Origin of the sequence: Pigmentiphaga kullae, from assembly GCF_004216695.1 — a bacterium.
GTDB lineage: Bacteria > Pseudomonadota > Gammaproteobacteria > Burkholderiales > Burkholderiaceae_B > Pigmentiphaga > Pigmentiphaga kullae.
On sequence record NZ_SGXC01000001.1, the window covers coordinates 503601 to 520311 of the forward strand.

The window sequence follows — 16711 nt, forward strand, 5'->3', positions numbered from 1 at the left end:
GGACAATCACCGTGGGCGGAACATTGCGTTGCTGGGCAAGCAACGCACGCCGCGAGCAGGACCCCCGTTACGGCCGTTCGATCTTCTGCACGACCTGGTCCAGGAAATCGCCATCGGCTTCGTTCGACAGCACCCGTACGGGCAGCCAGTCATGCGCGGGCGCCAGCCAGACCTCGATCTTCTGGCCGTCGTCGTGGTCGCGTTCGCGCTTCAGGTGCACCGCCTCGATGCTGCCCATGGGCGTGGACAGCTGGTCGCGGCCCACCACGCGGAAGCGCCAGTTGTCCGACTGGCTGGAGCCCGCGACACGGAAAGGCACGACCTTGCCGTCGGCGAAGGCGCCGCTGTCGGCGCGGCCGATGGACGCCAGTTGCAGCAGCACCGACATGCGGTCCTGCGTGCCGGGCCTGAGCGGCTCCTCGTTGCCGCTGGGCAGGCGCAGGCGGCCCGCGGCGGCGTCGAACTCGGCCGTCTTGACGCGCTTGTTGCGCGTCTCCTGGTAGCGCGCGGGCTGCAGGCCGCCGTCGCCGACCTTGCCGGTGCTTTCCCAGACGAAGCTGAAGAAAAGGAAGCTGCCACGGTTCACCAGGCGGTAGTCGCTGCCGTTGCGCTGCCATTCCAGCGTGCTGTCGACGTTGATCTTGAAACCCTTGGCCGAGGCATTGAGTTTGTAGGTCAGAAGGGCCGAAGCGGGCGGCGCATAGCGCTCGGCCGCATACAGCGCGGGCGCCGCGGCAGCCAGCGCGAGGGCCGCGCACGCGCGGGCGAAATGTCGGCGGGAGGAGCGGAAATCGAAAGACATGGCGGGTCCGGGCCACGCTCGGGCGGCCCCTGATACGGTGATGCCCCTATCGTACTGGACACGCGCGGCCAGGCTGTTAGCGACTGCTACCGGGCGGCGGCGGCTCCCTGGCCGCCTCGTGTTACTGTTCGGCATCTTGTCCCCCCATCGCATTCCCTCCACGCAGCCATGAAACTCGCTTCCTACCGCGACGGCTCGCGCGACGGCCAGTTGATCGTCGTTTCCCGCGACCTGCGCACCGCCCATTTCGCCACCGAGATCGCACCCACGCTGCAACGCGCGCTGGACGACTGGAACTTCATCGCGCCGCAGCTGCAGGACCTGTACGACGCGCTGAATGCCGGGCGCGCCACGCGGCCGTTCGAGTTCTCGGCCGGGCAGTGCGCGGCCCCCCTGCCGCGCGCCTTCCAGTGGGCCGACGGCTCGGCCTACGTCAATCACGTCGAGCTGGTGCGCAAGGCCCGCAACGCCGAGATGCCCGAGACGTTCTGGACCGATCCGCTGATGTACCAGGGCGGCAGCGACGACTTCCTGGGCCCCACCGACGACATCGTCTGTGGCGCGGAAGCCTTCGGCATCGACTTCGAGGGCGAGGTGGCGGTCATCACCGGCGACGTCGCCATGGGCGCCACGCCGGCCGAGGCGGCGGACGCCATCCGGCTGGTCATGCTGGCCAACGATGTCTCGCTGCGCAACCTGATTCCCAACGAACTGGCCAAGGGCTTCGGTTTCTTCCAGAGCAAGCCGGCCACCGCCTTCTCGCCCGTGGCCATCACGCCCGACGAACTGGGTGCCGCCTGGCGCGACGGCATGGTGCACCTGCCGCTCACGGTGACCTGGAACGGCAAGGTCGTGGGCCGGCCGCATGCCGGCACCGACATGGTGTTCAGCTTCCCGCGCCTGATCTCCCACATCTGCAAGACGCGCAACTGCCGCGCGGGCAGCATCGTGGGCTCGGGCACGATCTCGAACAAGGATGCCTCGGTCGGCTACGCGTGCATTGCCGAGAAGCGCTGCCTGGAAGTCATCGCCGACGGCTCGGCCACCACCGAGTTCATGAAATTCGGCGACACTATACGCATCGAGATGTTCGACGAAGCGGGCGCCAGCCTGTTCGGCGCCATCGACCAGATCGTCGCCGCGCCCGAACAGCAGCAATAGCGCCTTCCAGCAAGGAAACCGCCATGGCCTCCCATACCGCCGGTCCCGGCAACCCTTTCGGCATCCCGGGCCTCCAGCTTCCGGGCAGCGACGGCAATATCGCCAACCCGGTGCTGCAAAGCATGGAAATGCTGCGCCAGGTCTGGGGCAGCCTGGGCGCGCTGCCGCAGGCCGCGCCGATCTCGCCCGCGATGGGGCTGGACGACCTGGACCGCCGCATCAACGACCTGCGCGCCGTCGAGAACTGGCTGAACCTGAACCTGACCATGCTGCGCGGAACCATCCAGGGCCTGGAGGTGCAGCGCGCCACCATCTCCACCCTGCGCTCGTTCGCGCAGACCGCCGGCCAGGCCTATGCCGGCGGCAACGCCGATGCCGATGCGCCGCCTTCGCCGCTGGAGGTCGCGCTGGGGCTGCGGCCCGCGCCGGCCAAGGCCGCCGCGAAGCCCACCGCCCAGGACAAGCCCGGCGCGGCCCCGAAGGCCGAGGAACAGGCGCCGCAGGCTTCGGCCAGGCCGGCCGAGGCGCCCGCCGCAAACCCTTGGTGGGACATGCTGCAGGACCAGTTCAATCGCATGGCGACCGCCGCGGCCGCGTCCATGCCCACGCCTCCCGCGGCCGGGGCCAAGGCTGGCAGCGGCAAGACGGCCGCTGCGCCCAGGCCCGCCGCCAAGCGCGCCACCGCATCCCGGGCCCGCAAGCCCAAGGCCCAGCCATGATCCGATCCGCCCGGCCGGACGCGCCAGGCGCCCGTCCCGCCACGGGCGGGACGCCGCGCGGCGACAGCGGGGCGGCATCGTGAGTTCGCAGTTCCCCTGGGCCCACGCCACGCACCCCGACTGGCGCATGTCGGCCTCGCTGTGCCTGGCGCAGATCGAACGGGCCAGCCGCACCGGCGCGGGCGCCGGCGCGACGCTGGGCTTCCTGTACCTGACCGACCACCACGCCGCCGAGGCCGCCGAGATCCTGGCCTTCCTGCGCGAACGCACGGGCGTGACGCACTGGACCGGCGCGATAGGCGTGGGCATCGCGGCCGGCACCGCCGAATACATCGACGAACCCGCCATCGCGCTGATGCTGGCGGATTTCGCGCCCGACGACTTCCAGGTCTTCTCGGGCGCGACCCCGCCGCCCGAGCGGCTGGCGCGCACGCCCGACGGCCGCCGCGCCGCCTGGACCGCGCTGGTCCATGCCGACGCCGCCACGCCCGACCTGGCCGACCTGGTCCATGACATGCGCGGCAAGCTGGCCGGGGCGGCCGTCTTCGGCGGCGTCTCCAGCAGCCGCCATCCGCAGACCACCATCGCCGACGGCGTCCTGTCCGGCGGCCTGTCGGGCGTGGTGCTGTCCGAGAACATCGCCGTCGCCAGCCGGGTCAGCCAGAGCTGCCAGCCGATCGGACCGGTCCATCGCGTGACCGAATCCACCGGCCACCGGCTCAACCGGCTGGACGGCGTGCCCGCGCTGGACGTGCTGCTGCGCGACATGGGCGCGCCGGACATCCTGCAACGGCGCGGCACGCCGGCCGGCGCATCGCCCACGCCGGCGGCGGTGCAGATGCTGCAAGGCACCTTCGTCGGCATGGGCAGCGGCGACGCCTTCATGCATGGCGACTACCAGGTGCGGCCGCTGATCGGCGTCGATCCGCACGAACGCGCGCTGGCCCTGGGCACCGACCTGGAAGCCGCCGACCATGTCGTGTTCTGCCGCCGCGATCGCGCGGCCGCGCAGGCCGACCTGATCCGCGCGTGCACCTCGCTGCGCGAGCAGATCGAGTCCCAGCACGGCGGCATGGACCGCGTGCGCGGCGCCCTCTACATCTCCTGCCTGGGCCGCACCGGCACCCTGTTCGGCGGCCCCTCGGCCGAGATGCAGCTGGTCCAGCAGCAACTGGGCGACCTGCCGCTGATCGGCCTGTACGCCAACGGCGAGATCTTCAAAGACCAGCTATATTGGTATGCGGGTGTACTGGCCGTCTTCCTCTGACGGCGCACCCGCCGGGAGCCGCATCATGAAGCCATCCCCATTCCCCCGCGCGGCCGCCGCGCCGCACCCGCTGCGCCGTGCCGCCATCGTGCTGGCCGCCGCGCTGCTGGCGGCAGCGGCGATGGCCGCGATGCCCCGCGCCGCCCGGGCCGATACGCCAGCCGCATCCGCCGCCGGCGCCTGCCCCGCCCTGCTGGACGTGAGCTTCCCCAAACTCCAGGACGAATCGCCGCAGAACCTGTGCCAGTACCGGGGCAAGGTGCTGCTGGTGGTCAACACCGCCAGCTATTGCGGCTACACCTACCAATACGAAGACCTGGAGCGCGTCTACGCCAAGTACCGCGACCGCGGGCTGGTGGTGCTGGCCTTCCCGTCCAACGACTTCGCGCAGGAAACCGGCTCCAAGGAACAGATCGCCGACCTGTGCTTCAACACCTACGGCGTCAAGTTCCCGATCTTCTCGAAATCGGTGGTGTCGGGCAAGGATGCCAACCCGCTGTTCGCCTCGCTGGCCAAGGCGACCGGCCAACAGCCCAAGTGGAACTTCCACAAGTACCTCGTGGGCCGCGACGGCAGACCCGTGGCCGCCTTCCCCAGCGCGGTCGAACCCACCGACGCGCGCATGACCCGCGAAATCGAGAAACTGCTGGCGGGCTGACCGCGCCCGGGCGGCTACGACGCCGCGCCCTGCCCGGCCAGCGCCAGGCAATCCTCGGCCAGCCGCAGCAGCCGCTCGCGCGCCTTGTCGCGCTGGGCCGGCGTGGCCATGTTGAAAAGATCGGCGGTCAACTGCGCGCGAGCCTGGTCGCCCTCTTCATGGCGCGCCCGCACCGGCGGCGCGGACGGCGCCTCCAGGTCGGCAAAGAACGCCCGCAGCCGCAAGGCGGTCTGAGGCGACGACTTGCCGCGGGCCGCCTCGTCCACGATGCCGACGAACACCCGCTGCCTGTCCTGCCGCAGCGACAGGCGCCATGCCGCGTCCGTGCCGCGCGCGTCCACCCATTGCTCGAGATGGATGCGCTGCTCGGGCGACAGCCGCCCCAGCCAGAACTGATAGCGGTCCACCATCCGGTCGATGCGGCGCTTGCGCACGGCGCCCGCGTCGGCATCGACGTAGTCCTCGCGGAACTCGTCGTTGTTCTCGTCCAGGCGCGCCAGCAGCCGGCGGCGCTGCGCGGGGCCGAACTGGACCAGCACGTCGGCGAACTCGTCGGCCACCCGCCCGCCCAGCACCTGCAGGCGGCCTGTCACCTGTTGTTGCAAAGCCAGCAGTTCGGCCGCGCGCAGCGGCGCCGGATCCACCAGCCTGCGCTCGGCCGAGCGCAGAATATCGGCATAGCGCGGCAACTCTTCGCGCCGGTGCCAGGCCAGCACCCGGTGCAGGCGGTCGCGGGCCGGCTGGCGCAGGCCGTCCGACAGGTCGAACCAGTCGTCCAGGCGCCAGGCCAGGACCTTGTCCGCGCTGTTGTAGCCCAGCTTCACGCCGCTGCATGCGGCGACCAGGCCAAGGATGACAACGATCAATACACTTCTGATCATATGTTCGTCTCGAAGCTGCCTTAAACTGCCACGCTTTCACCCATCTCCAACCGGAGTAGTGCTGCAAATGCTCAACATCGTGATCCTGGCCGCCGGCATGGGCAAGCGCATGAAGTCCGACCTGCCCAAAGTACTCCACGGGCTGGCGGGTCGCCCCATGCTGACCCACGTGCTCGGCGCCGCGCGGGCGCTGGACCCCTCCCGCATCGTCCTGGTGGTCGGCCACGGCGCCGACACGGTCAAGCGCCATTACGAACAGGACACGGATCTCGGATTCGTTTTACAACAACCGCAGCTGGGCACGGGACACGCCGTGCAACAAGCGGTACCCGAGCTGGCGGGCGGCGACGCCGCCGGCGACGTCACCCTGGTGCTGTACGGCGACGTGCCGCTGGTGAACAGCGACACCCTGAAGCGGCTGCTGGATGCCCAGGCTTCGCAGCCCGGCGCAGTGGCCGTGCTGACGGTGGAGCTGGACGACGCCACCGGCTACGGGCGCATCGTGCGCAACGGCGCCGGCTCCATCGACCGGGTGGTCGAACACAAGGACGCCTCGCCCCAGGAACTGGCCATACGCGAAGTCAACACCGGCATCCTGGCCGCGCCCACCGCCGCGCTCAAGCGCTGGCTGGGCTCGCTGAAGAACGACAACGCCCAGGGCGAATACTACCTGACCGACATCATCGCGATGGCGGTGGCCGACGGCGTGCCGGTGCTGTCCGCCGCGCCCGACCACGACTGGGAAACGCTGGGCGTGAACAGCCGCGTGCAGCAGGCCGAACTGGAACGCATCTACCAGCGCGCCCAGGCCGAACGCCAGCTGGAAGCGGGCGTCACGCTGGCCGACCCGGCCCGCTTCGACGTGCGCGGCAGCCTGACCTGCGGCCGCGACGTCTTCATCGACGTGGGCTGCGTGTTCGAGGGCAGCGTCGAACTGGCCGATGGCGTGTCGGTGGGCCCGAACTGCGTGCTGCGCGACGTGCGCGTCGGCGCGGGCACCCGCGTGGCGGCCTTCAGCCACCTGGACGGCGCCACCGTCGGCGCCGACGCCCGCATCGGCCCGTATGCGCGGCTGCGCCCCGGCACGCGGCTGGGCGACCAGACCCACGTGGGCAACTTCGTCGAGATCAAGAACAGCAGCTTCGACGCCGGCTCCAAGGCCAATCACCTCAGCTACGTCGGCGACGCCACCGTGGGGGCGCGGGTGAACATCGGGGCCGGCACCATCACCTGCAACTACGACGGCGTCAACAAGTCGCGCACCGTGATCGAGGACGACGTCTTCATCGGCTCGGACACCCAGTTGGTCGCCCCCGTCACCGTAGGCCGCGGCGCCACGCTGGGCGCGGGCACCACGCTGACCAAGGATGCGCCCGCGGACAGGCTCACGCTGACCCGCGCGCCGCAGACGACGGTGGACGGCTGGAAGCGGCCGGTCAAGAAGAAGTAAGACCTCAGATCGCCACCCGCGTATCGAACTTGCTCCGGTGCACCGAGAAAAACGTGCGCACGTTGCGCACGTTGCCCTGGGCCGTGAACGCCCGGTGCGCCAACGCGTGATAGGCGGCCATGTCGGGCACCTGCACCACCAGCACGAAATCCGGTCCGGTCGATACCCGGTAGCACTGGGTCACGGCGGTCTCGCGCGCCATGGCGGCCTCGAATTCGGCCAGGCGTTCGGCCGCCTGCACGTCCAGCGTGATCTCGACGATGCCGGTCAGGCCCGCGCCCACCTTCTCGGGCGAGACGATGGCCACCTGTTTCTCGATCACCCCCTGCTCGATCAGGCGCCGGACCCGGCGCAGGCAGGTCGGCGCCGACACGTGCACGCGCGCGGCCAGTTCCTGGTTGGTCAGCGTCGCATCGTTCTGCAAAACCGACAGAATGCGCCGGTCGACGTCGTCGAGATCCACGGTGACGGACATGGGCAGCCTAGTCGATGAAATTTTCCATAACTATTATGCTAATTTTTTAATAAAAATTCTTCCACTCAAAAAGGCGAAATTTTCACAAAAAAATACCTAAAAATAGTAATTACATTTCTTCCTGAAGAGACCAGAATTGCGCCGAACCCGTTCATCAAGGACACAAGCATCATGTGTGGCATCGTCGGCGCCGTCGCCCAACGCGACATCGTTCCCGTTCTGATCGAAGGCCTGAAGCGCCTGGAATACCGCGGCTATGACTCCTGCGGCGTGGCCGTCCACCTCGACGGCGAACTGCGGCGCACCCGCAGCACCTCGCGCGTGGCCGAGCTCGAATCGCTGATCGCGGGCGAGAAGGTGACCGGCTTCACCGGCATCGCCCACACCCGCTGGGCCACGCATGGCGCCCCGGCCACCAACAACGCGCACCCGCACTTCTCGGCCGACCGCAACGGCCGCAGCCGCGTCGCGCTGGTGCACAACGGCATCATCGAGAACTACGAGGAACTGCGCACCGAGCTGCAAGGCTACGGCTACGAGTTCGAAAGCCAGACCGACACCGAGGTCATCGCCCACCTGCTCAACCACCTGTACGACGGCGACCTGTTCGCCGCCATGCAGCAGACCGTCAAGCGCCTGCAGGGCGCCTACGCCATCGCCGCGTTCTGCCGCGACGAACCGCACCGCGTGGTCGGCGCCCGCCACGGCTCGCCGCTCATCGTCGGCCTGGGCGAAAACGAGAACTTCCTGGCCTCGGACGCGCTGGCCCTGACCGGCACCACCAACAACATCATCTACCTGGAAGACGGCGACGTCGTCGACCTGCAGCTCGCCCGCGTCTGGATCGTCGACGAGAACGGCCAGCCGGTCGAGCGCCCGGCCCGCGCCGTGATCGCGCATACCGCGGCGGCCGACCTCGGCCCCTACCGGCACTACATGCAAAAGGAAATCTTCGAGCAGCCGCGCGCCATCGGCGACACCCTGCAGGACATCGAGACCGTCACGCCCGAACTGTTCGGCGAAACCGCCGCCGGCGTCTTCGACCAGATCGACTCGGTGCTGATCCTGGCCTGCGGCACCAGCTACTACGCCGGCCTGACCGCCAAATACTGGATCGAAGCCATCGCCCAGGTGCCCGTCGCCGTCGAGATCGCCAGCGAATACCGCTACCGCACCAGCGTGCCCAACGTGCGCAGCCTGGTCGTCACCATCTCGCAGTCGGGCGAGACCGCCGACACCCTGGCCGCGCTCAAGCATGCGCAGCAGCAGGGCATGAAGCACACGCTGACCATCTGCAACGTGGCCACCAGCGCCATGGTGCGCGAATGCACGCTGAACTTCCTGACCCGCGCGGGCGTGGAGATCGGCGTGGCGTCCACCAAGGCCTTCACCACCCAGCTCGTGGGCCTGTTCCTGCTGACGCTGGCGCTGGCCAAGAGCAAGGGCCGCCTGACCGAAGAACAGGAAGCGGACCACATCCGCTCGCTGCGCCACCTGCCGGTCGCCATCCAGGCCGTGCTGGCCCTGGAGCCGCAGATCATCTCGTGGGCCGAGGAGTTCGTGCGCAAGGAAAACGCGCTGTTCCTGGGCCGCGGCATGCACTACCCGATCGCGCTCGAAGGCGCGCTCAAGCTCAAGGAAATCAGCTACATCCACGCCGAAGCCTACCCGGCCGGCGAACTCAAGCACGGCCCGCTGGCCCTGGTCACCGACCAGATGCCCGTGATCACCGTGGCGCCGCAGGACGCGCTGCTCAAGAAGCTGCAATCGAACATGCAGGAAGTGCGCGCGCGCGGCGGCCACCTGTACGTGTTCGCCGACGCGGGCAGCAACATCCGCTCGGAAACCGGCGTGCACGTGATCCGCATGCCCGAGCACTACGGCTGGCTCTCGCCCATCCTGCACGTGGTGCCCATGCAGTTGCTGGCCTATCACACGGCGTGCGCGCGCGGCACCGACGTGGACAAGCCGCGCAACCTGGCCAAGAGCGTGACGGTGGAGTGATGCCACGGGGCCGGCGATACGGCCCCGGCACGCCTAGGAAGATGGCGGCGGCCTGATGCCTGCGGGAGCCGCCGCCTGGCACGCCTGCAGGAGTAGAGACAAGCCTTGCGACAGCTCGCCTATGGAGCGCGTCGCGATGCCTATGCGCCGCCGGCTCGATGGCAAGGCAACCGGGGCAATGCGCAGTTGGCCGGCATGATGGCTGGCGCCGACGTCCGCGCGCGAGGCCAGCGCCAGCCTGCCGGTCTGCAGCACGAAAGCCAGCGTAAGGGCGGGACTGCTGGCACGAAGGCGAGGGGTCGGTAGGTCCAGCCCTTCCGCGCGGAACACCTGTTCCAACACCCGTTCCGCCGGGGTCCCGCTCAACGGCATGACCCATTCCCACCGCAGCAATGCCTCCAGGGTCAACGACGGATGTCTCAGGCAAGGATGCCCCTCGCGCGCCACGACGACCAGGTCGTCGTCGAACAGGGGAAATTGCCGGATCTCCTGCGCAGGCGCGTCATCCCGCAGCGCACCGACGATGGCATCGACGTCCGCATTGGACAACTGCTGGACCAGGCTTTCGTAGGTTCCGTCGACGATCCGGACTTCTATGTCCGGATGACGGCTGATCAGCGCTTCGATGCCCAGCGGCAGAAAGAACGATACCGATAACGGCAGCACGCCCAGGACGATGCGGCCGCGCACTTTCCCCTGCCATGCGGCGATATCGCTTTCGATAGCCCTGATCTCGGCCATCGAAAGCTTCACACGGCGCAGCAGCGCTTCGCCTGCGGGAGTCAGCCGCGTTCCGGAAGCAAGCCGGTAGAACAGCCTGGCGCCCAACGACTGCTCCAGCCCCTGCAAGGCGGCATGGATCGCCGGCTGCGTGACGCCGAGCATGGCCGCGGCGGCGGACTCGCTCCCCGCCGCTGCGATCGCGTAAAGCGCGCGCAGCCCGGCCGGCGCCACGACCGCGGAAAAACGCCCGGCGGCGGCCGGCCGACGCGCTTCAGCCGGCACCGCGGCGATCGCCTCCTGGGCTCCCCGGTCCAGATGGGCGAAAACGGTTTCCACGCGCATTGCCAGCGAAGCGCCGACCGAGGTGGCCGCCATGCCTCTCGCCGCGCGCGTAAAAAGCGCCAATCCACACGCCTTCTCCAGCTCGATGATGGCGCGGGCCACCGCGGGCTGGGACAAGTGAATGGCCTGGGACGCCCGGACAGTGCTGCCATGCCTGCTCACGGCCATGAATACCCTCATGGCCCGCAGATGCATGGTCAATCTAGGCAGCCCCAACACGTCCATCCATTTCCTCGCCCGGTTCGTCGCCACGTCATCATCATATAAACAAAACGCATAGATCCCTCCCCCCGTGGCATTGGTCCCCGGCAAGCGGACATGGAATCCTCATGACTCTGGCGATGGATCCATGGCGCCCAGGCATGGCGGCCCACAAGACAATTCCCATCGCCAAGGAGAGAGACAACATGAATACACCCATGATCGAGACGCGCTTCCTGCGTCAACGCGTCCTCACGCTGGTTTGGCCATTCGCGGCCACGGCCTTGCTCAGCGCCTGTGGCGGAGGCGATACGGCCACGGCCGGCGGCGACGGATCGTTCACCGTGCCGCTTGTCGTGGCAAATGCCGAACAAGCCTGTTCTGGCCTCAACGGCAAGACAATCGAAGCCTCGGCCATCGGCGAACCGACCTCCGGCGCCGTCGTCACTTCGGCCACCTACAGAAAGGCGCAGCCCGACCGGCCCAACGCGGCGGGGACCGCCATCGACCAGGCGACGCCCGACTACTGCGAGGTGCTGCTGGACATCAAGCCCGTGGACACCTCCGCCCCGATGATCAAGTCCCAGGTCAACCTGCCGACGAGCTGGAACGGCAAGAAGCTTCAATTCGGCGGCGGCGGCTACAACGGCGTGCTGAACACCGGCGTACAGCCCAGCCGCAACGCCGGCCCCGAAACGCCGCTGCCGCTGACGCGGGGCTACATGACCGCCGGCACCGATTCGGGCCACCAGAATTCCGCCGATGTGCATCCGGCCGCCTTCGCCCTGAACGACGAGGCGCTGGTCAACTTCGCCTACGCTTCCTACAAGAAGACACACGACGCCGCGGTGGAGCTCGGCAAGCGCTACTACCAGCACGCTCCGAAGAAGAGCTATTACCTCGGGGGCTCCCAGGGCGGACGCGAAGGCATGATGATGGCGCAGCGGTATCCCGCCGACTTCGATGGCGTCGTCTCCATCGATCCGGTCATGAACGCCACGGCGCTCTGGACTTTCCAGAACAGCTTCGGCGCCGTTCAAAGCACCCCCGGCAGCTGGCTGGGCAACAAGACTCAGCTGCTGCAGGACACGGTGGCCGAGGCTTGCGATGCCATGGATGGCATCGTGGACAAGGTCGTCAGCAACTATCTGGCCTGCAAGCCCATCGCGCAGGCCGCGATCGACGCGAAGCGCTGCCCCTCCGGCACGGACGAAGGCGCCGCCTGCTTCTCCGACGGGCAACTGGCGGCGATCAGGTGGGCCTACAAGGGATATACGTTTCCCTTCGCCCTGGCCAACGGAATGACGTCCTACGCCGGATATCTCCCGGGCAGCGAAGGCCTGTCCGGCAACTGGGCGGGCTGGGTGACGGGCACCGCTGCACCCACGCCCGACCCCGACAACACGCCGGGCGTCGGACGAAGCTATCTCTACGGCAGCTACTACGTGCGCTACTTCATTGCGCGCGATCCCCACTTCAACGCGCTCGCCTACGACCCGGCGGACTACCGCGCCCGCGTGCTCGAGGTGTCGAACATGATCGATGCCACCAACCCCGACCTGACCGCCTTCTTTGCGCGCGGAGGCAAGCTCATCCTGCGCGAAGACCTGGCCGACAAGGGCCAGAGTCCGATGACGGGCCTCGACTACTGGAATGCCGTGTCGGCGAAGATGGGCCGGGACAAGGTCGATCAGTTCTTTGCCGCCTATGTCGCCACGGGACTGCCGCATACCTCGGGAGGCATCGCGGCCGGGGCGGATAACGCCCCTGACTACGGCATCCCGGGCCGCATCGATCTGCTCGCGCAACTGGAGAACTGGGCCGAACAGGGCATCAAGCCGGCCGACAGCCTGGTACTGGCGAACCGGCGGGCCCTGCCCCCGTACGAGGTCATCGCATCGAAGCCGCTTTGCCGCTATCCGCTCTATCCGAAGTACGTGGGCGCGAAACCGGATGGCGGACACCTTGCGGAAAACTACGCTTGCGTGGCGGGCTGAACATCCAGACGTGTAGCCGCCCGGCCTGAATCGGACGGCGGGCTGCGGGGGGGCTAAGCCCGCCGCCCGGTCACCCTTTCCAGGACGGCGCGCGCCTCGTCGGCGTTCGCTCCCCGCCAGGCGACGATCTGGTCGGGGCGGATGAGGACCAGCGGCGCTTCATACAATTCGCACAGCGCCGGGGACGCCAGCCGGACGGGCTTCAGGTCGATGGCCAGTTCATGCGCGGCGACCTCGAAGCCCGCGTGCGATACCTCGTCCTCGCCCAGCACCAGCAGCGTCCACTCGCGATGGAACAGGTCGAACAGCGAACGGCCGTCCTCCAGCCACATGTGCGGCGGGCGGCCGCCGGGACTGGCGGTGGGGACGTACTGGTTGGGCTCGTCCGGCGGCAGCGCCGCGCCATCGCCCGCGATGATGGGCGAGCCGTCGTAGCGGCCGCCGAACGTAACGCCCGGGATGTTGAACTCCAGCCGCGCATGCTCGTCCAGGTGGCGCGCGGCCGCCGCGCGTTCGGCTTCGCCTTGCGGCGTGTCCGCTTCCAGCACGGACCGGGCCTGGAACAGGCCCACCGAATCGGCGAAGCGCCGGGCGAATCCGGTATTGCGCTCGGCCAGCGGCCTGCGCTCGGCCTCGTAGCTGTCCAGCAGCGACGGCGGCGCCTGGCCTTTGAGCACGCTGGCGAGCTTCCAGGCCAGGTTCACCGCGTCCTCGACCGCCGTGTTGTAGCCCAGGCCGCCGGTGGGCGTGAACAAGTGCGCCGCGTCGCCGGCGATGAACACGCGGCCGCTGCGCAGGCGCCGCGCGACCAGCGCGTGCCCGGCCAGCCAGGTGCCCATGGACAGGATCTCCATCGGCACGTCCATCCCCACCGCTTCGGCGAAGATGCGGCGCGCGTCCGCTTCGGTCCAGCTTTCCGGGTTCTCTCCGGGGTGGATCGCGGCATGGAAGGCGAACTCGGCCACGCCGTCCACCGACGCCATGAAGGCGCGCCGCTGGTGATTGACCGCGACGTACATCCAGGCCTTGGGATGGGGCAGCCTGGACAGGAACTCCGGCGAACGCAGGTAGATGGCGAACATCTTGCCGCCCATGAACTCGCGCTGGATCCCGGTCACTCCATCCCACTCGATGCCCAGTCGTCCCCGGACGAAGCTGCGCGCGCCGTCGGCGCCCACCAGGAACCGGGCCTTCACCTCCACGGACTCGCCGCCATCGACCGGCCGCACCAGCGCGACGACGCCATCGTCCTCTTCGCGGAACTCCCGCAGCGCCCAGCCATAACGCAGGTCGATCGACGGCCAGGCCTGCGCATGCCGCCGCAGCGCCGCCTCGACGAATTTCTGCGACACGCGATGCGGCAGTTCGGCCGCGCTCCAGGAACCCGTCATGGTCTTGATGCGCACCGCGGCCTCGGCGGCGGTGGGCAGCCTGATGCGCGCGAGCTCGTGCCCCGCGTAGCGCGTGAAGTACGCGATGTCCGTGGGATGGTCGGCGGGCAGCCCCAGCGCCCGGATCTCGCGCGCGAAGCCCAGCCGGCGGAAATGCTCCATGGTGCGGGCCTGGGTGGCATTGGCCTGCGGGTTGAACGCCGTGCCGGGCTTGGCGTCCACGACCAGGCAGCGCACGCCGCGCGGTCCCAGTTCGTTCGCCAGCATCAACCCGCACGGGCCGCCCCCGGCGACCAGCACGTCGACCTCGAGCCGGGTCGCCGCCCTGACAGTAGACTGTGCGTCGTCAAGCATCGTATGTTTCCTTCTCTGGCTGGCCTGATTCGACATTTATTTAGGTTACCAAAGCAAATGGTTCCGTACAATCCGATTCGATCCCGTGAAAACCCTTGATAGCAACGCCTACCGCTGGCGCACCCACAACCCCGGCCGCGTGCTCAACAGCGCCCTGCGCCGTTTCGAGCAGCGCGTCATGGACCTGATGGCCGAGGCGGGACACGCCCAGACGCGCCGCTGGCACGTGAACCTGACGCGCCACCTGGACCTGGAGGGCACGCGCATCACCGACCTGGCCCGGCGCTCGGCCATGACCAACGCGGCGATGAACGAATTGATCGGGCAGTGCGAGGAACTGGGCCTGGTGGAACGCGTGGCCGATCCGGCGGACAAGCGGGCCCGCATCGTGCGCTTCACGCCCGCGGGGCTGGCGTGGCTGGATGATTTCGGACGGGCCGTGGCGGTGGCCCAGGAAGAGATGGTCCAGGAAGTCGGCAACCGCAACCTGTCGGTGCTGTTGAAGGACCTGGCCACCTACGCCGCGTCGGTCGATTGAAGGGAAGCCGGCCGGCTTCCCTTCCCTACTTCAGATCCTCGTCCAGCCCCAGCAGCTTGAGCGCGTTGAGCAGGTAGATCTTCTTCTTGTCGTCGTCGGCAAGATCCAGCGACTCGACCGAGCGTATGCCCTCGCGGATGAACATCGGGCCTTCCTCGGGATCGAACGGGCAGTCGCTGGCGAACACCACCTTGTCGCTGCCGAAGAAATCCAGCCCGCAGCGCAGGGCCGAGGCCGAGCCGCCCAGCACGGTGTCGGCATAGAACATCTTGAAGTAGTCGATGGGCTTCTTCGCCATGCGATCGAGCAGGCCGTTGTAGTCGTCCTCGACGCTGCGGCTTCCCAGCTGGGCCCACAGCGTCTCGGCGCGGCCGCCGAAGTAGGGAATCATCGCGCCGCAATGATGCGTGATGATGCGCAGCTCCGGCAGACGGTCGAACATCTGCGAAAACACCATGCGCGCCATGGCCACGCTGGTGGCGTAGGGCCAGCCCAGGACCTGCCAGATCTCGAACCGGGACTTGTCCTCGACCGGATAATCGGCCTGCGACGCGGGACGGAACGGATGCATCCAGACCGGAATTCCGTGCACCTTGGTCGCGCGCTCGAACACGGGGAAGAACTCCGGATCGTCCAGCGGACGCCCGTTCACGCTGGTCGTGACCTGGATGCCGCGCGCGCCCAGTGTCGTCACGGCCCGGTCCATTTCCTCCAGCGCGGCGGGCACGTTGTTCATGGGCAGGGCCGCCACGAACGCGGGAAACACCTTGGGCGAGCGCGCCACGATGGCCGCCATGTCGTCGTTGGCGATACGGGCGAAGCCGGGCGACCGGTCGGCGTTGCCCAGCGCCTCGGGCGGCGGCAGCGCCAGGGTCAGCACCTGCTGCACTTCCGGCCATTGCGACAGCATTTCCATCCGGGCGTCCATGTCCCACAACATGCGCAGGTTGCTCATGCGCTTGATCAGGCCGGGATCCTTGGCATGTTCCTTCATCAGATCCAGATAGCGCCGCGGCATGATGTGACTGTAGATGTCGATCTTTCTCATGATTTTCCGTCTCCCTGGCCGCTACGCGAGGCGCGCCGCCATTTCTTCAACCAGCATCACGTCGCCGAAGTTCTCGATGAATCCCGACAGCGCGGCCACGTGCGCGGACGCCAGCTTGCCGGCCAGCGCATCGGCCAGCATGATGGTCTTGAAGTTCAGCATCATGGCGTCCCGCCCCGTGGACTCGCAGCATACGTTGGTGACGGTGCCGGCGATCAGCACCGTGTCGATGCCGCGACCGCGCAGATCCGACTCCAGCGGCGACGAACCATGCACCAGGGCACTGAAGGTGCGCTTGGTGACCTGCAGGTCCAGCGGCTCGACCTCCAGCCCGCTCCACAGCGCGAAGCCGTCGCTGCCCGGCTGCAGGCCGGCCCGGCGTCCCCGCTCCTGCTGGGGCGTGAGCAGGTGTTCGTGCATGACGGACCAGAACTTTTCCGCCCCGTCGGACGAGGTCGAGATCCACACCACCGTGCCGCCCCGGCTGCGGACCACGCGCGCGGCCTCGTTGACCTTGGGCACGATCTCGCGGGCGGCGGGCACGGAGCTGGGATACTCCGGCTTCATGAAGTAGTTTTGCAGGTCGATGACCACCAGGGCCGTCCTGGCTGCCTCGATGGTTTCGTAGGCATGCAGGCGGCCACGGCGGGCCACCACGCGATCGATGATTTCCTGGCTGATGCCGTACATGCGGCGCTCC

At 68.2% G+C, this 16711-nt stretch carries 15 protein-coding genes; 8 read left to right on the plus strand and 7 right to left on the minus strand.

What is annotated here, in order from left to right:
• Positions 1-67: 67 nt before the first annotated feature.
• A complete protein-coding gene (locus EV675_RS02490; protein ID WP_165404397.1) occupies positions 68-802 on the minus strand; it encodes a DUF3108 domain-containing protein in 735 nt (244 codons plus the stop codon).
• 168 nt (positions 803-970) lie between these two features.
• On the opposite strand from EV675_RS02490, the gene EV675_RS02495 reads away from it, so the two are divergent.
• From EV675_RS02495 to EV675_RS02510, 4 genes are all read left to right on the plus strand, one after another.
• Positions 971-1963, plus strand: a complete 993-nt coding sequence (locus tag EV675_RS02495; protein WP_130355838.1) for a fumarylacetoacetate hydrolase family protein — start codon at positions 971-973, stop codon at positions 1961-1963.
• Positions 1964-1986: 23 nt separating this feature from the next.
• Positions 1987-2682 (plus strand): PhaM family polyhydroxyalkanoate granule multifunctional regulatory protein, encoded by a 696-nt coding sequence (locus EV675_RS02500; protein WP_130355839.1) that lies wholly within the window; start codon positions 1987-1989, stop codon positions 2680-2682.
• A gap of 79 nt (positions 2683-2761) precedes the next feature.
• Positions 2762-3949 (plus strand): FIST signal transduction protein, encoded by a 1188-nt coding sequence (locus tag EV675_RS02505; RefSeq protein ID WP_130355840.1) that lies wholly within the window; start codon positions 2762-2764, stop codon positions 3947-3949.
• 25 nt (positions 3950-3974) lie between these two features.
• Positions 3975-4607: a glutathione peroxidase gene (locus tag EV675_RS02510; RefSeq protein WP_130355841.1), complete on the plus strand. Its 633-nt coding sequence runs from the start codon at positions 3975-3977 to the stop codon at positions 4605-4607.
• Positions 4608-4621: 14 nt separating this feature from the next.
• Here the strand turns inward: EV675_RS02510 and EV675_RS02515 are convergent, their stop codons facing one another.
• A complete protein-coding gene (locus EV675_RS02515) occupies positions 4622-5488 on the minus strand; it encodes a DUF6279 family lipoprotein (protein WP_130355842.1) in 867 nt (288 codons plus the stop codon).
• Between the two features lie 67 nt (positions 5489-5555).
• Between EV675_RS02515 and glmU the strand changes: the two genes are divergently transcribed.
• Positions 5556-6938 carry a bifunctional UDP-N-acetylglucosamine diphosphorylase/glucosamine-1-phosphate N-acetyltransferase GlmU gene (gene glmU / locus EV675_RS02520; protein WP_130355843.1) on the plus strand — a complete coding sequence of 461 codons (1383 nt, stop codon included), beginning with the start codon at positions 5556-5558 and terminating at the stop codon, positions 6936-6938.
• A gap of 4 nt (positions 6939-6942) precedes the next feature.
• Here glmU and EV675_RS02525 read toward each other — a convergent pair whose 3' ends face one another.
• Positions 6943-7413: an Lrp/AsnC family transcriptional regulator gene (locus EV675_RS02525; protein WP_130355844.1), complete on the minus strand. Its 471-nt coding sequence runs from the start codon at positions 7411-7413 to the stop codon at positions 6943-6945.
• 171 nt (positions 7414-7584) lie between these two features.
• Here EV675_RS02525 and glmS point away from each other — a divergent pair, with 171 nt between their 5' ends.
• Positions 7585-9417 (plus strand): glutamine--fructose-6-phosphate transaminase (isomerizing), encoded by a 1833-nt coding sequence (gene glmS, locus EV675_RS02530; RefSeq protein ID WP_130355845.1) that lies wholly within the window; start codon positions 7585-7587, stop codon positions 9415-9417.
• Between the two features lie 33 nt (positions 9418-9450).
• Here glmS and EV675_RS02535 read toward each other — a convergent pair whose 3' ends face one another.
• Positions 9451-10707 carry a LysR family transcriptional regulator gene (locus tag EV675_RS02535; protein ID WP_130355846.1) on the minus strand — a complete coding sequence of 419 codons (1257 nt, stop codon included), beginning with the start codon at positions 10705-10707 and terminating at the stop codon, positions 9451-9453.
• 182 nt (positions 10708-10889) lie between these two features.
• On the opposite strand from EV675_RS02535, the gene EV675_RS02540 reads away from it, so the two are divergent.
• Positions 10890-12680 (plus strand): tannase/feruloyl esterase family alpha/beta hydrolase, encoded by a 1791-nt coding sequence (locus tag EV675_RS02540; RefSeq protein WP_165404398.1) that lies wholly within the window; start codon positions 10890-10892, stop codon positions 12678-12680.
• A gap of 53 nt (positions 12681-12733) precedes the next feature.
• On the opposite strand, the gene EV675_RS02545 is transcribed toward EV675_RS02540, so the two are convergent.
• On the minus strand, positions 12734-14425 hold the full coding sequence (locus tag EV675_RS02545) for an FAD-dependent oxidoreductase (protein WP_130355848.1): 1692 nt from the start codon (positions 14423-14425) through the stop codon (positions 12734-12736).
• 85 nt (positions 14426-14510) lie between these two features.
• Between EV675_RS02545 and EV675_RS02550 the strand changes: the two genes are divergently transcribed.
• Positions 14511-14963: a MarR family winged helix-turn-helix transcriptional regulator gene (locus EV675_RS02550; RefSeq protein WP_242621314.1), complete on the plus strand. Its 453-nt coding sequence runs from the start codon at positions 14511-14513 to the stop codon at positions 14961-14963.
• Positions 14964-14988: 25 nt separating this feature from the next.
• Here the strand turns inward: EV675_RS02550 and EV675_RS02555 are convergent, their stop codons facing one another.
• Together EV675_RS02555 and EV675_RS02560 are read right to left on the minus strand one after the other, a co-directional pair.
• Positions 14989-16011 carry an amidohydrolase family protein gene (locus tag EV675_RS02555; protein WP_130355849.1) on the minus strand — a complete coding sequence of 341 codons (1023 nt, stop codon included), beginning with the start codon at positions 16009-16011 and terminating at the stop codon, positions 14989-14991.
• 21 nt (positions 16012-16032) lie between these two features.
• Positions 16033-16701: a cysteine hydrolase family protein gene (locus EV675_RS02560; protein WP_130355850.1), complete on the minus strand. Its 669-nt coding sequence runs from the start codon at positions 16699-16701 to the stop codon at positions 16033-16035.
• Positions 16702-16711: the final 10 nt, after the last annotated feature.

What these genes read in the sequence shown, in the direction of transcription:
- EV675_RS02545 (WP_130355848.1), bottom strand. Translation starts at nt 14,425, where the DNA reads ATGCTTGACGACGCACAGTCTACTGTCAGGGCGGCGACCCGGCTCGAG.
- EV675_RS02535 (WP_130355846.1), bottom strand. Translation starts at nt 10,707, where the DNA reads ATGGACGTGTTGGGGCTGCCTAGATTGACCATGCATCTGCGGGCCATG.
- EV675_RS02540 (WP_165404398.1), top strand. Translation starts at nt 10,890, where the DNA reads ATGAATACACCCATGATCGAGACGCGCTTCCTGCGTCAACGCGTCCTC.
- EV675_RS02515 (WP_130355842.1), bottom strand. Translation starts at nt 5,488, where the DNA reads ATGATCAGAAGTGTATTGATCGTTGTCATCCTTGGCCTGGTCGCCGCA.
- EV675_RS02510 (WP_130355841.1), top strand. Translation starts at nt 3,975, where the DNA reads ATGAAGCCATCCCCATTCCCCCGCGCGGCCGCCGCGCCGCACCCGCTG.
- EV675_RS02560 (WP_130355850.1), bottom strand. Translation starts at nt 16,701, where the DNA reads ATGTACGGCATCAGCCAGGAAATCATCGATCGCGTGGTGGCCCGCCGT.
- glmS (WP_130355845.1), top strand. Translation starts at nt 7,585, where the DNA reads ATGTGTGGCATCGTCGGCGCCGTCGCCCAACGCGACATCGTTCCCGTT.
- EV675_RS02490 (WP_165404397.1), bottom strand. Translation starts at nt 802, where the DNA reads ATGTCTTTCGATTTCCGCTCCTCCCGCCGACATTTCGCCCGCGCGTGC.
- EV675_RS02555 (WP_130355849.1), bottom strand. Translation starts at nt 16,011, where the DNA reads ATGAGAAAGATCGACATCTACAGTCACATCATGCCGCGGCGCTATCTG.
- EV675_RS02495 (WP_130355838.1), top strand. Translation starts at nt 971, where the DNA reads ATGAAACTCGCTTCCTACCGCGACGGCTCGCGCGACGGCCAGTTGATC.
- glmU (WP_130355843.1), top strand. Translation starts at nt 5,556, where the DNA reads ATGCTCAACATCGTGATCCTGGCCGCCGGCATGGGCAAGCGCATGAAG.
- EV675_RS02500 (WP_130355839.1), top strand. Translation starts at nt 1,987, where the DNA reads ATGGCCTCCCATACCGCCGGTCCCGGCAACCCTTTCGGCATCCCGGGC.
- EV675_RS02525 (WP_130355844.1), bottom strand. Translation starts at nt 7,413, where the DNA reads ATGTCCGTCACCGTGGATCTCGACGACGTCGACCGGCGCATTCTGTCG.